The organism is Ruegeria sp. CH11 (assembly GCF_056537105.1).
Genome location: NZ_JBQFQX010000019.1, coordinates 24,680 through 37,081 on the forward strand (window position 1 = coordinate 24,680; position 12,402 = coordinate 37,081).

Annotated in this window: 12 protein-coding genes; 6 read left to right on the top strand and 6 right to left on the bottom strand. The window is 53.2% G+C overall.

What is annotated here, in order from left to right; all coding sequences use genetic code 11:
- Positions 1-5: 5 nt before the first annotated feature.
- A complete protein-coding gene (locus ACR0LX_RS19935) occupies positions 6-380 on the bottom strand; it encodes a hypothetical protein (protein WP_170624860.1) in 375 nt (124 codons plus the stop codon).
- 106 nt (positions 381-486) lie between these two features.
- On the opposite strand from ACR0LX_RS19935, the gene ACR0LX_RS19940 reads away from it, so the two are divergent.
- Positions 487-1,725: a tetratricopeptide repeat protein gene (locus ACR0LX_RS19940; RefSeq protein WP_170624859.1), complete on the top strand. Its 1,239-nt coding sequence runs from the start codon at positions 487-489 to the stop codon at positions 1,723-1,725.
- Between the two features lie 347 nt (positions 1,726-2,072).
- On the opposite strand, the gene ACR0LX_RS19945 is transcribed toward ACR0LX_RS19940, so the two are convergent.
- The 3 genes from ACR0LX_RS19945 to ACR0LX_RS19955 are packed head-to-tail and all read right to left on the bottom strand — an operon-like array spanning position 2,073 to position 4,776.
- On the bottom strand, positions 2,073-3,053 hold the full coding sequence (locus ACR0LX_RS19945; protein ID WP_170624858.1) for a CobW family GTP-binding protein: 981 nt from the start codon (positions 3,051-3,053) through the stop codon (positions 2,073-2,075).
- Between the two features lie 12 nt (positions 3,054-3,065).
- Positions 3,066-4,532, bottom strand: a complete 1,467-nt coding sequence (gntH, locus tag ACR0LX_RS19950) for a guanitoxin biosynthesis MBL fold metallo-hydrolase GntH (protein ID WP_480588556.1) — start codon at positions 4,530-4,532, stop codon at positions 3,066-3,068.
- A gap of 25 nt (positions 4,533-4,557) precedes the next feature.
- Positions 4,558-4,776 carry a hypothetical protein gene (locus ACR0LX_RS19955; RefSeq protein ID WP_170624857.1) on the bottom strand — a complete coding sequence of 73 codons (219 nt, stop codon included), beginning with the start codon at positions 4,774-4,776 and terminating at the stop codon, positions 4,558-4,560.
- 99 nt (positions 4,777-4,875) lie between these two features.
- Here ACR0LX_RS19955 and ACR0LX_RS19960 point away from each other — a divergent pair, with 99 nt between their 5' ends.
- Together ACR0LX_RS19960 and ACR0LX_RS19965 are read left to right on the top strand one after the other, a co-directional pair.
- Positions 4,876-6,210 carry a tetratricopeptide repeat protein gene (locus ACR0LX_RS19960; RefSeq protein ID WP_170624856.1) on the top strand — a complete coding sequence of 445 codons (1,335 nt, stop codon included), beginning with the start codon at positions 4,876-4,878 and terminating at the stop codon, positions 6,208-6,210.
- A 184-nt stretch (positions 6,211-6,394) separates the two neighbouring features.
- Positions 6,395-7,450, top strand: a complete 1,056-nt coding sequence (locus ACR0LX_RS19965; protein WP_170417862.1) for a tyrosine-type recombinase/integrase — start codon at positions 6,395-6,397, stop codon at positions 7,448-7,450.
- A 54-nt stretch (positions 7,451-7,504) separates the two neighbouring features.
- Here ACR0LX_RS19965 and ACR0LX_RS19970 read toward each other — a convergent pair whose 3' ends face one another.
- Both ACR0LX_RS19970 and ACR0LX_RS19975 read right to left on the bottom strand, forming a co-directional pair.
- Positions 7,505-7,849 carry a type II toxin-antitoxin system RelE/ParE family toxin gene (locus ACR0LX_RS19970; RefSeq protein WP_170417859.1) on the bottom strand — a complete coding sequence of 115 codons (345 nt, stop codon included), beginning with the start codon at positions 7,847-7,849 and terminating at the stop codon, positions 7,505-7,507.
- Entirely contained in the window at positions 7,846-8,103 is a 258-nt protein-coding gene (locus ACR0LX_RS19975; RefSeq protein WP_170417856.1) for a type II toxin-antitoxin system ParD family antitoxin, read from the bottom strand. Before ACR0LX_RS19975 ends, ACR0LX_RS19970 begins: the two co-directional genes overlap by 4 nt.
- An 836-nt stretch (positions 8,104-8,939) precedes the next feature.
- Between ACR0LX_RS19975 and repA the strand changes: the two genes are divergently transcribed.
- The 3 genes from repA to ACR0LX_RS19990 all read left to right on the top strand — a co-directional run bounded on the left by repA (position 8,940) and on the right by ACR0LX_RS19990 (position 12,325).
- A complete protein-coding gene (gene repA, locus ACR0LX_RS19980; RefSeq protein WP_170417853.1) occupies positions 8,940-10,124 on the top strand; it encodes a plasmid partitioning protein RepA in 1,185 nt (394 codons plus the stop codon).
- The gene (repB, locus tag ACR0LX_RS19985; protein WP_170417850.1) at positions 10,124-11,092 is read left to right on the top strand and encodes a plasmid partitioning protein RepB; all 969 of its coding nucleotides are present in this window, start codon (positions 10,124-10,126) and stop codon (positions 11,090-11,092) included. Before repA ends, repB begins: the two co-directional genes overlap by 1 nt.
- Positions 11,093-11,269: 177 nt before the next feature.
- Positions 11,270-12,325 carry a helix-turn-helix domain-containing protein gene (locus ACR0LX_RS19990; protein WP_480785203.1) on the top strand — a complete coding sequence of 352 codons (1,056 nt, stop codon included), beginning with the start codon at positions 11,270-11,272 and terminating at the stop codon, positions 12,323-12,325.
- The last annotated feature ends 77 nt before the right edge of the window (positions 12,326-12,402 follow it).

Consider the following 12,402-nt stretch of genomic DNA (forward strand, 5'->3'; position numbering starts at 1 on the left):
ATGGATTACATCTTTCCTGCGCGCCGCAACGATTGGGTGATTTCATCCCGAAGACCATCCAGGGTATCGCGGATATCGCAGGCGAATTGATACAAGTGGCTTCCCGGCTCGATATTCATTGACAGAAACTCGTCACAAAGAAGCTGATAGTCGCGGCAGATCTCATCGAATTCCGTATCCACGAGCCGTAAATCCGCAATTGCGGATTGGTGATCGGGAAACAGGGTATCAAAAGCGTAACCGTCCAATTGCGATGGCTCATTCGATGGATCAACAAACTTCGCTGAGTTTTCCCCGAATTCACTTCTCACAAAAGGTTTATCGGGGCATAATACGGTGTAACCAATTGCGTAACTTTCTGAAAATATGGGATTATCCAAAAACACATCTACTCAATTGAATGAGAGCGGGTCACCTGCTCCCAAAGATGTGCGGGCGGCACTTCAGCGGCTTGTCAGGTCTTCGACTTTCGCGGGTTCACAGCGATTGCAGGACTTTCTGGTGTATGTGGTCGAAGAATCGCTCAACGGTCGAGCTGACGATATTCGTGCCAAGACCATCGCCATGGATGTTTATGGTGGGACCCTGTCAGAGATGTCGCGCCGTGAAAACGTCGTTCGGGTCGACGCCGGTCGCTTGCGTCGCAAGCTTGCCGAATTCTATGCCGGAGATGGTCTCGAAGAGGGCATGATATTCGACCTGCCAAAGGGCGGCTACGCTCCTGAGATTCTGGTCAGGTCGCCCGAGACGCTTCAACCTCCTCCGTTTGGGCTGGAAATCAGAGTAAACACTTGGCGTCGCCCTTTCGTTGGAGTTGCCGGCCTCTTCGTTCTAGCCTGTTTTGTAGTTGTTGTTGTGTTGCTATCGAAAAAACTAGCCGATCCAGTCGTTTCGCCAGTCGATGGCCTGAGTCGTGACGAGCGCAGCGCCATTTTTGATGCATCCCCTATGCGTCTTCAGGCTGTAAATCTAGCCAATACTGGTCGTGATCTAATCTTCCCGGCCTTGGAACCTGCGCGTATTGACGCGGCCTTAACCATATTCAAGGGGGCAATTGAAAACGACGACAGCTATTTCGGCGGCCATGCAGGCGCTGCGCAGGTCGCTGCGACAATTGCTGTGCTGACATCCGATGCCGACCTAGCCAAGGAAATGTTGAACTACGCCGACGCTCGGGCCAACAGGGCCATCGAGTTGGCCCCGGAAACGGGTTGGAGCCAGTCCGCAATGGCTTGGGTCAAGTTTGCAATGGGAAACTGGCCTGAGGCCATAGAATTTGCACAAAGAGCACAGCGTTTGGCACCACACGACGTACATGTGTTGGAGTTCGTGTCGCTGGTCCTGCTCTTTTCCGGTTCATTTGAACAAGTCGTAGAAATTAGCGAGGACGCACTCTCAAAAATCGAGCTAGAGCGGGGTTACGTGTTTCAGAACGCGATGGGGTCAGCAAAGTTTCATATGAAGGACTATGAAGGCGCCGTGTCAGCCTTTGAACGAGCAACGGAAAAAGGAGGCCCTGTCGGACCTGTATCCGTTGCTTACCTAATTGCGTCACATCAGATGATGGGCAATCAGGCTGAAGCTCGGACTCTATCGGAACAACTCTCACGCGATTGGCCTGACAGTCGCGTGGATGCGCTATTCGAGAAGCTTTTTGCAAATCCGAAACACGGGGAAGACCTTGGTAATGCAATGAGACAGGCCAGTTGGAAGCCACCAGGCTAGGAGCGTAAATCCAAACTTTGGCCGCTAGATTTGCTCTCAATGTCATCGAAACCGAATGCTCAGCAACTGCGCAATGCCTGATTCATGCGAAACAGACGATGTGAAATCGGCTTTCTATGTACCTTCCAACGGTCAAGTTAACCCTCTGGACGTCATGGTTGCTCTTAGCAAAGGTGCCCGTGCCTTGAGGGCTAGGTGTTCGAAGACACAAAGGTCAACCAGTTGGTTACGGGTCAGCCCGCGCGTGAGCGTGACCCATGCGCGAACCGCTTTTTCACAACAGGAGAATTCTGACGACTAGGGCTTCGAGCACACACCAGATCGACTTGCATGAATCCGACACGCAATCAGACTGGCTCGAGAAACACGTCCTCCAGCATACTCTCTGAAACCGCTCCAGGTGCTCCGATTGCAACCAGACGGGTTTCGGGCTTGCGGTTACCCCACGGCTCCTCTCTTGCAATGTCGACGCGTTTGCCGACGACTTGCACTACTACCCGATGGTCCGGATCCTCTTCGGATAGCACAAACCCTTTCACCCGGTAGACCTCGCCAGGCAAACGCTTGATCGCGTCACGCAGTCCGGACAAGGGGACGGGTCGTTCGGATTGCAAGAAGGTCGTCGTGAACTGGGCAGAATGGTCATGGTTCGGACAACCACAACCGGGACCATGTTCGTGATGATCTGGTACTTCGGTATCTAGCTGCTTGGCGGCAAAACGCCCCACCGACAGAAGGATGTCGAGCGGTACTTCAGCGTTAACGGCCTCCACAAGTCGGTAGCGACGGAATCTTGATCCAAGCCAGTCGTGAACCTTCTGAACAGTAGTACGGTCAACCAAATCAATCTTGTTGAGGATAACCATGTCAGAGAAGGCGATCTGGCGTAGTTTCAGCTCCATCTGCTCGGGCGCAGCAAATACTTGTTCAGCATCCACAAGGCACATGATGCTGTCCAAACGGATCATGTCCCGGAACCGTTGGTCAGTGAAAGTCATCGCAATCGACGAAGGGTCCGACACTCCACTTGCTTCAAGCACGATGTATTCCGGTTTTTCCGGGCGCGCGAGAACGGCCTCCACCGTTTCGATCAGGTCATCTCGGATCGAGCAGCATACGCAGCCATTCGCCAGACTCATTACGTCATCTTCAACACCTACCACGAGGTCGGCGTCCACGTTTATTGATCCAAAATCATTCACAAGAACGGCCACGCGCAATCCATGGTTGCCGGTCAGGATGCGGTTTAGAAGTGTTGTCTTACCGGCTCCTAGAAAGCCGGTAAGAATGGTGACTGGGACAGCAGCGGTCGAGCCAAACTCAATCATGGCACTCACCTCCTAGTCCTCGTCTCGCGGACCGATTACATCGGACACCTTGATCGTGAAGTTTTGGGGCCATTCCCCACCAGGCGCACGAAAGACATCTGACGGGTAGTATTCGCGCGGATCGATCTCCATATCCCGGTACTTCTGATCTTGTTGATCTGCGCGGGTGAGCCTTGGGTTCGGCAAGGTAACTTCGTCTGGAAGCTCAATGCGCCCGGCCTCTGCTGCCGCGGCCAGTTCGCGGAATGGCGGAACAGTTCCAGATTTTCCGGGCAACGCCGCCTTCCGGTACCAGATCGCATCTTTGGTAACGTTGACGACAGCCACATCAAGCCCCCATTGGAATAGTCCGTCGTAGTGAGCGCGAATGCCCGCCAGCATTTCAGCGTCGATATCCTCGTCCTGAGTGTAGTGTGTCACCATTCCCAGACGCGGCCTTGTATCAGCAAAGAGCTTGCCCACAGCATAGTGGGAGGTGTGATGTGTATCGATGGTGTAGTTGAACAGATCCTGTGGAATGCCGTATTTGTAGGTCATCAACTGACCAATATCCTGTCCCGACATTTCGGTTACAAAAACATCCACACCTTCGCCGTATTTCCGTGAAAGCTCATCCGGGCGACCATCGCCGGTCCATACAAAGCTCAGACCGTTCCAATCGAGCCGATACCCAACTGCGCCGTCCTTTGCATGACTGCGCGGCCAAGACCGAACAGTCACGCCGTCTTCGTCATAAACGATGCCACCTTCCTGGCGGAAATCGAATTCATTGACTTCGATCTCGTAGCCGTCCCCAATCGGGAAAACATCAAAGGCCTCCAAATGCCATTTGAGCATCTGTTGCATGCCTTTAACCATTCCAGCTGTGCCAAGTTCGGGTGTCCGACCAGAGGGACCATGGATGCGTAGTGGCGTGTAACCACCCGACCAGGCACGGAATGGGTATATATAGGGAATATCGGCGTAGTGGTCGACATGAAGGTGAGAGATGAAGATGTCGTTGATCAGCTGCCCCGGCACTTGCATGGCAATGATATTGCGCACACAACCGGATCCAAAATCGAAGAAGAACCTTTTTCCGTTACCCAGCTCGACCATAATACAGGTGCCCGCCTGATCTTCGCGCGGCGGATAGGGTGTTGAACCACAGAATGAGATGCGCATCTCATCTGGCCCCAACTCCTCACTCAGTGGAAAATAGTTCGCGTTTGAACCAGTCATGTACTTCGTAGGACGGAAGTACTCCGGCAAAGATATGCCGCCTGCGGGTCGACCACCATATGGGTTTTTGAGTGTTTCTCCTAGAGGGCCGTCTCCTTCGTGGGCCTCGGCGCTTCCTGCCGCAAACCCAGCTGCCCCTGTCGCAGCCGCTCCAGTAGCCAAGCCCTTTAGAACACTCCGCCGCGACGGGTCTTCAATTTGGTCTGACGCCTGAGCCTGTTTGTCGTCCTGGTCTTTTCTATTGTCTTCCTTGGTCATGGATCGGTCCTCAGTTAAAAGTATCTCACAGTTTGCGCTTCAATATCCGGCGAAGCTCGTTGATGAGTTCAGATTTGATGTGGGCCCATTCGGCGCGCTCTGAGGCCGTGATCGATGCGTCTTTCGAAAACGCAGATGCTTTCTTCAGGTCTTCGATGACCTCGCCGAGAAGCGCGTCCGTTTCAATGTGCCTCGACAGCACATCGGAAAGTTCTGGAATTTCTTCAATCAGGTCCACCGTCACTGGAAAAATCCCGACACCCACTATCTATTCTCAAATCAAGATGAGTGCGGTTGACCGCAAAGGCCAAGTGAGTCACCGTGAGTTGGGGGTGAGTTGACATTGAACAAATCCAACGAATTGCCAATAAATCAACATGTTGGACAGCCTTCTCCGGAGCTCATCCGGGAAGCTCTGAATCAAATTGTATCAAGTGAAGGGTTTCAAGCCTCGCCCCGCCTGAAGCAATTTCTAACCTATATAGTAGAGGAATCTTTATCGGGTCGAAGCGATCAGATCCGAGGTAAAGCTATCGCTGTGGAGGTCTATGAGCGTCGCATTGATGGCACTGGCAGTCAAAACCTCGTTCGCGTCGAAGCCAGGCGGCTGCGTCGACTGCTACACGCGTTTTACGAAGATCACTGGGACGGTGAAGGTGTTCGCATTTTTGTCGACCCCGGCGGATACAAGCCTCGGTTTTCATACGAACCTACAATCGAAAACCGCGCGTCAGGTACTTGTGACAGCGATGAGCCTGATGGGTGGCGGCGTTCGCTGAAACTGCTGCCAGCCGGACTGGGTGTTCTTGCATTAGTCGCTGTGCTTGGAATCTGGATGAGCCAGGATAACAGGGAGGTTGTGCCAACAACTCGATCCATCGAACAAGCAGAACGTGTGGCGCTTGGCGAACAATCGTTGACAAGACTCCAGGCAGCCAATCTTGCGGATCAAGCCCGCGGCATGCTTTTCCCCGTTTTTGATGTCAAGCGTCAGCAAATAGCGCTGGGAATGTTCCAGCACGCGATGGAACTCGACCCGGCTCTGTCCGACGGCTATGCTGGATCAGCGCAGGTCCTTGCGATCCTGGCGGTGTTGTCACCGGATGAAGCACAAAGGGATTATCTCTTCAATCAAGCCTCAGAAATGTCTGGAAAAGCACTTGAGTTATCTCCAACCGACGCGTGGGCAAACAGCGTAAATGGTTGGGTGCTGGCTGTCAAAGACCAGCCAAACGAGGCATTGAAATACGCAAGAATGTCAGTCGAACTGGCGCCAAAGGATGGCCATATTCTCGACCTTACAGGCATCACTGCTATCATGGCCAATGCCCCTGCACTCGCCGCCGAAGTTAGCAATCCAGAAAGACCCAGATCAGGATCTGGCCGCTTTGGCGCAAGAAACATTTGGGGCGTGTCGCAACTTATGCTCGGGAACTACGAAAATGTTGTCGATGCCTTTCAGGGCGCACCAGCCGCTGGTGATCCTGTCAGCGCTCCTTCCCTATTATTCCAAGCTGTTGCACAGGATCAGTTGGGAAATTCGGGAGAGGCACAACGCCTCGTAAACGAGATGCGCAAAACTTGGCCCGAGTTTCCGTCTGAGTTTCTCGCCGACAGGATTTTTCAAAACGACGACGCAACTCGCAATGCAGTTTTCGAAACATTGAAAAAGTACTGACAAATCCAGCCGCGCGCAACTCATCGAAAAAATGATGCTTTGCACGGCTCCATCCGCTTAATGTGCAATTCCATATCTTTTTGCTCACAACATTTCCAGTTTCAGCTTTCATCAAATAAACACGATAAGTATCCCTTATCAAGTATAATTGATTTTGCGGGAAAATGGGCGCAGAGTGGGCCGTATGAGCACCCCTGAGCCCTATCTCCCCGCCCCCTCCCCTGCCCTGTCGCAGTCTGACCAGGACGCCCTGACCGATCTCTATGTCCGCGGCACACCCGCCAACACGCTCAGGGCCTATGAGCGCGATTTGCTCTATGTAACGGCCTGGAAGGCAGCACGGTTCGGAGTGCCGTTGGACTGGCCCGAGAGCGAGGCCACAGCGCTGGCCTTCATTCTCGATCACGCCCGCGATCTGGGAGATGCCGCGCCCGAGGATGTCGCGCGTCAGAGTGCCGAGATGTTGATCGCGCAAGGGCTACGCAAGTCCCTCGCCTGCCCGGCCCCTTCTACGCTGGACCGGCGCATCGCCTCCTGGCTGGCCTTTCATCGAATGAAGAACCTGACCAGCCCTTTTGATGCGCCGCAGGTGAAGCAGGCCCGTGCCAAGGCGCGCCGCGCCGCCGCCCGGCCCCCTGCCCCAAAATCGCAGCAACCGATTACCCGCGATGTGCTCGAGCAGTTGCTGTCCACTTGTCGGGGGTCCCGGCGGGATTGCCGCGACCGCGCCATCTTGATGCTGGGTTGGGCTTCGGGTGGTAGACGGCGCTCGGAGATCACCGGGTTGATGTTTGAAGACGTCTCGCTGAAGGAGTTCGACGAGAAAAGCCTGGTTTGGATTTCACTGCTGGAGACCAAGACGACAACCAAAGGTGAAACGCCGCGGCTGGTGTTGAAAGGCCGCGCAGCCCAAGCGCTGGCCCATTGGATCGAGGTGGGTGAGATTCAGGACGGCCCCTTGTTCCGGCCTGTTTCAAAAGCCGATCGGGTGTTAACCCGCCGCCTCAGCCCGGATGCCATCGCGCAGATCGTCAAGCGTCGGGCGAAACTGGCGGGCCTGCCGGACGGGTTCGCTTCCCCCCATGGGCTGCGCTCGGGCTTCCTGACCCAGGCCGCGCTGGACGGCGCCCCGATCCAGGCCGCGATGCGCCTCTCCCTGCATCGCTCCATGGCCCAGGCGCAGAAATACTACGACGATGTGGACATCGCGGATAACCCGGCGACTGATCTACTGGGGTGAGTAGTTACTGACTATTTAATAATCCCCGCTTGAGGGAAACTCCGGCTGCTGTGCCTATGTCTTGTTTCCTGTCGCATCTGTTAACGTGGCCAGCGCGGAAACATGTCGCGGCAGATCGCAACGGGAATGCAGGATATCAACAATGATCACCGCGTCCGGCTGATCCAGATAAACCAGGAAATGCTCTCCTGCGCGCACATATCTGAGATCCGCCGCCTCTTCGACCAATATAGAACAACTTCGGCTGGCCACCCTGCCCTCTGTGATGGCCTGACAGCGCGCTATTAGTTCTTGTTCATAAAGATCGGCTTGATGCGATCCAAACTTGTCGATGGTCCATCGGGCAATTTCCACCAGGCTGGATTCAGCGCGGCGTGTCAGTCGAAAGGGTCTGGTCACGCCTTGGCTCGTGCCCTTGCAAAGGCACGACGGATCGCATCCGAACCCCTGCCTTCTGCCAAATCTCCGGCCTGAGCCTGCGCTACACCCTCCTGCAAGCCTTGTTTGAGAGACTCCAGCCCCGCTTCTTCCCGCTCCAAAAGCCGAAGGCCGGCGCGCAACGCTTCACTGGCGTTCTGATATCGACCGGACGCAACCAGATTCTGCACCAGTTGATCCTGCGATTCTGTAAGTACAACATTGCGGGTTACCATGGCGTAAGCCTCCTTTTTGGCAATATATGCCAACGAGACCGTCTGTTCAACGATTGAGGAGCCCAAAATCACTAATTCGAGCAAGCTGGTTTTATGGACGCTAATGGGACGTGAACACACGGATCATGTCTGTGATCCCATATGAATCCAATGACGGTAGAGACTTGCGTCAAAAGCCGCGCCGCGCAAGCACAGCTGCACTGGATCGAGGACAGTTCCGTGTTCCGTCGCAACTTACAGGCGCACAATTCCCGAAACCCCGCCCTCACGGTATGCCATTTCTTGGGCAATTGGCGAGCGGCTGACTCTAGCCGGAATGTTCGCGTGTTTTCCTCTGCGCACGGGCTGAGCTCGGTGTATCTGACCCAGATCGCCATGCCATTCTCACCGCATCGTACTCCCGTACTGGCGCAGAAGTATTGTTACGAAGTTGGTATCGCAGAAAACTCGATAACGAAATTGTTGGTGAGAGAATTTGACCAATCAGCTCAACTAGCTCCCTGCCCTTCCCAATTGCGCAATTTGCGCCAAAAGCCGTTCGGCCTTCACTCCAACTCCATGCTAGAGGCGTTCTACTCAAAGCGGAGCATAGGGAGGAGTTTTACAGGAATGCCTTCGCATGCCTACGTTAGAACTTCATCGACTGAAAGAACCCATGATCCCGCTCAACCGAGTTTACAACTGTAAACCACCCTGCTCTGATGCAAAGCGTATGTAGTCCTCCGCGTTGGAAAACCTACAATATAGGCGAAAATCCTTGACTTAGTGCTATGAATCACGGCTGTTTATCTCAAGTGGCGCAAAAATGACCACATTCTTTAATTTGAGGCAACTACATGATTCCCGTGACACCACTTGCGGCAGAAAGACCATCGGCACTCGCCACGGAAATATCTGAGAGATTAAACTCGGCTATCCGGGAACATCTACTTGCTGCATTTGCCCCCGACAACACCAAATCACTGCGAAATTTTGCAGCGCCAGAAGCTGCTGAACTCTTAGGAGTCTCAGGTCAATTCATGCGCAAAGTCCACGCAGAGGGAACGATTCCTGAACCGAATGACGTACGCAGCGGTAGGCGTTACTATACTGCCCAAGAACTTTGGGAGGCTCGCGAAACGCTTGAGAAAACCTCACGCAAAAAAGGGCGCTATGTCCCTCGCCGGACTGAAGGAGAAAAGCTCCAAGTCTGGCAGTTGATGAACTTCAAAGGCGGCAGCAGTAAGAGCACCACAACAATTCACTTGGCTCACTATTTTGCGCTTCGCGGTTACCGTGTGCTGGCTGTTGATCTGGATCCTCAAGGCTCTCTTACATCCATGTGCGGCATAAGCCCCGAAATAGAGTTTGACGGGCTGACGATTTACGATGCTATTCGATATGAAGATCCGGTAGATATGGCGGACGTCGTGCTTCCGACGTACTTCCCCGGTCTCTCTGTGGCTCCGTCACGGCTTGTTCTTTCCGAATTTGAGACAGAATCTGCCGTTCACTCCAACCCAGACCATCCGTTCTTTACAAGAATACGGAATGCCCTGGCCCAGGTGGAAGGAGATTTTGACCTTGTTCTGATTGATAGCCCACCTCAGCTAGGATTCTTGACAATTGCTGGGATGGCGGCCGCCAGTTCATTGCTTGTGCCACTTACACCTTCGATGCTGGACGTGTCTTCGACGGCTCAATTTCTCGAACTCGCTGGTGCTTACATGGCAGTCATTGAAGATGCCGGCGCTACGCTCGAATACGACAACTTCAAATTCCTGATAACGCGTGACGAGCCAACAGACGTACCGTCTCAACAACTGGCTTCGTTCATGCGGGCACTGTTTCAGGATCGCGTTATGTCAGCCACAGCCCTCAAAAGCACCGCGGTCAGTGACGCCACAATGCTCAAACAATCAATTTACGAAGTCGTGCGGTCAGAAATGACACGCGCAACTTATGATCGGGCAAAGAACTCAATGGATGCGATCGGCTCTGAGGTAGAGCAAATGATCCATCAAGCATGGGGACGCAGCTAATGGCTAGAAAGTCGCTTCAGGAGATGTCGGGGATCGCAAACACCATCGCGCGCTCTGGCCCCAAGGCCATCGATAAAACTCCAAAACCCAATGCCCCTGCTCTTGGTGCGCTTCAGGGCTCTCTTGCCGCAATCAGGGAAATTGACCCTGCTCTGATCGACGACTGGGGGCCTGCCGATAGGCTCGGTGAGTTTACAGCTGTAAACATTGACGAAGAAGACGATAGTTTTGAAAGCTTGATGTCGAGTATACAAGACGGTGGCCAACAAGTTCCCATTCTTGTCAGAAGATCGAAATCCGACGGTCGATACGAGGCAATTTATGGACGGAGGAGGCTCAAAGCCTGTCGTGAACTTGGTATTAAAGTCCGCGCCAATGTTCAGGATATCGACGATGCTTCAGCGCTTCTCGCCAAAGGGCTTGAGAATGCTGCGAGGCGCAATCTTTCCTTCTACGAGAAAGCACGTTTCGCCGAGGCGATCCTGACTTCCGGGCATGACACGGCAACGGTGCGGCAAGTATTGAACGTTTCGAAATCAGGGCTGTCTCACCTGACAAAAATTACGCAACATGTTCCTGCAAAGATTGGTGACATGATCGGCGCAGCCCCAAAATCAGGCCGCCCAAAATGGACCGTGCTTGCAGAGCACTTCGTTGCAGGCAAGCTAGCGGAAGATGAAGCTGCAAATCTTCTTGCAACCATTGAGCCATCGATGTCGTCAGATGATCGGCTGGAAATGCTCCTAAAAGCAGCTGCCAAACGCGGTGCAAGACAAAGAGAAGGTGCAGCCGAACTCAACCCAATCGAAGGCGTTACAATCAAATCTACCAACGGATCACTAACTGTTTCGGTCAAAAGGACCGGAGCTAACGCTGGCTTCGCTAGCTGGTTGGACGAAAACATGGCTGAAATCATTAAGCGCTCACACGCTGAGTTTACAGCTGTAAACGCCAAGAAAAAGAACTGAGGACGAGCAGAAAGGAGGAAGGCAAACAAACAAAACCCCCGAAACCGGAGCTTCGAGGGCTGCTGCGCAAAGCGCAATTCTTAGATTAGACACCTAGAATCTAGCAGCACCCGAATCGCCACACAAGAAAAAACGCTCTTGAGCGAACGGGTAATTTTTGTCTGCCGATAGATAATCATGAAAACACTAACAGCATTGGCTCCAATTGGAGCGACCTTGTCGGGAACGGCAGGGCAGGGGAACAGTACGCCCAAAAAATGGATACTTCTTCGCGCCGTTGAAGAGGCCAGAGAACCTCTTGGGTTAAAATCCACAACTCTCAATGTCCTGAGAGCGATGGTTTCCTTTATGGGCGGTGATCAGATTGCTGCGGACCAGGATGATCATCACATCTGTTTCGCGTCCAACGCGGCGATAGCCAAACGAACTCATGTCAGCGTGCAGACAGTTGAGCGTCATATCTCGACGCTGGTGGACCTTGGACTTATCCGCCGCGTCATGAGCGCAAACGGTAAGCGATGGGCGCGCCGGGATCGCCAGGGCAGGGTGGTCACCGCAACTGGGCTCTCCTTGATGCCTTTGTCTGAACGGCACGCTGAGTTCATTCAGGAAGCCCAGAGGCATGCTGATCGCGTTCTCGAGTTCACTGTACTCCGTGACAAAGTTTCCGCCGCTCTGGCGCGCCTTAAGGAACTCGTAGCAAATGACACCGCGATCTCTGATTTGGTGACCACCGTACGCAATGCTCTGCGTCGCAAACCAGATGCGAATGTACTCAGCGAGCTGTTGGCAGAAATCTCTGTGGAAATCTCCGAGATAACACAGACTGATACAGAAAATTTGAGGGCCAGTGACAGTGAAATTGAGGGGCACAAAGAGGACTCTTTGAATCCGGAAGTTAAGAAAGAAAAGCTTTCTCAGATTCAGGTTTCTCCAGACCAAATGGAGCGCAGTTTTCCACGGCTATGCTCAGAACTACGCTTTGCAAAAGATCAGCACCACTGTGATCGGCTTATGGATGATATCGCCGAGTATCTACGGCTTGGCCAAACCTGGTATGCAATGAAATCAACTTTTGGCCCAGCTATTCGCTTCATTGTTCTCGGATACATCTTTCAACGTGCTGAGAACATACAATCTCCAGGGGCTTACCTGATTTCGTTGCTGGCCAAGATCGGAAAGGGCGAATTGTCTCCAAAGGCAATGCTCTCGCGGACATCCAATGCTACGTAAATTTGGGGAAACAGGATGAAATTTACCGTTTTCAGATTACACCTCCAAGTGATGACTGGATCGAAGGGTCTGAAAAA

Excerpts from the sequence above, each read along its gene's own strand:
- ACR0LX_RS19945 (WP_170624858.1), bottom strand. The coding sequence starts at position 3,053 with ATGATTGAGTTTGGCTCGACCGCTGCTGTCCCAGTCACCATTCTTACC.
- repB (WP_170417850.1), top strand. The coding sequence starts at position 10,124 with ATGGCTAGAAAGTCGCTTCAGGAGATGTCGGGGATCGCAAACACCATC.
- ACR0LX_RS19990 (WP_480785203.1), top strand. The coding sequence starts at position 11,270 with ATGAAAACACTAACAGCATTGGCTCCAATTGGAGCGACCTTGTCGGGA.
- repA (WP_170417853.1), top strand. The coding sequence starts at position 8,940 with ATGATTCCCGTGACACCACTTGCGGCAGAAAGACCATCGGCACTCGCC.
- ACR0LX_RS19975 (WP_170417856.1), bottom strand. The coding sequence starts at position 8,103 with ATGGTAACCCGCAATGTTGTACTTACAGAATCGCAGGATCAACTGGTG.
- ACR0LX_RS19965 (WP_170417862.1), top strand. The coding sequence starts at position 6,395 with ATGAGCACCCCTGAGCCCTATCTCCCCGCCCCCTCCCCTGCCCTGTCG.
- gntH (WP_480588556.1), bottom strand. The coding sequence starts at position 4,532 with ATGACCAAGGAAGACAATAGAAAAGACCAGGACGACAAACAGGCTCAG.